Raw genomic sequence first — 294 nt, 5'->3', positions numbered from 1 at the left:
GAGAAAATGTCCCAATTTGGTACACTGAAACTTATGAAAGAAGGTAACATCACATTGTCACAAAAGCAACTGAAAACACTGACGGTCATCCACCGTTTCATCAACAAAGACATCACCAGGCAACAGGCCGCTGACCTCTTAGGTCTTTCTACCCGCCAGATATCGCGTTTAAAGAAAGGAGTCCTCGCCTCTGGCCCCGAATCCCTGATTCATAAAAATACCGGTAGAAAACCCGCCCATGCCATAAAAGACGAAACGAAGGAAGCCATCCTCAGGATCGCTTCCAAACCGGAA

At 46.6% G+C, this 294-nt stretch carries 1 protein-coding gene; it reads left to right on the top strand.

The annotated features are described in order from the left end of the window. Positions 1-33: 33 nt before the first annotated feature. Positions 34-294: hypothetical protein (locus tag NE619_RS18195; RefSeq protein WP_420314519.1), on the top strand; the 261-nt coding region annotated here is incomplete at its 3' end.

It is taken from the genome of Anaerovorax odorimutans (genome assembly GCF_024459955.1).
In the GTDB taxonomy this organism is placed as follows: domain Bacteria; phylum Bacillota; class Clostridia; order Peptostreptococcales; family Anaerovoracaceae; genus Hominibacterium; species Hominibacterium odorimutans_A.
Note: the sequence above shows the minus strand (reverse complement) of the source record. Positions and strands in the feature narration are given on the sequence as shown.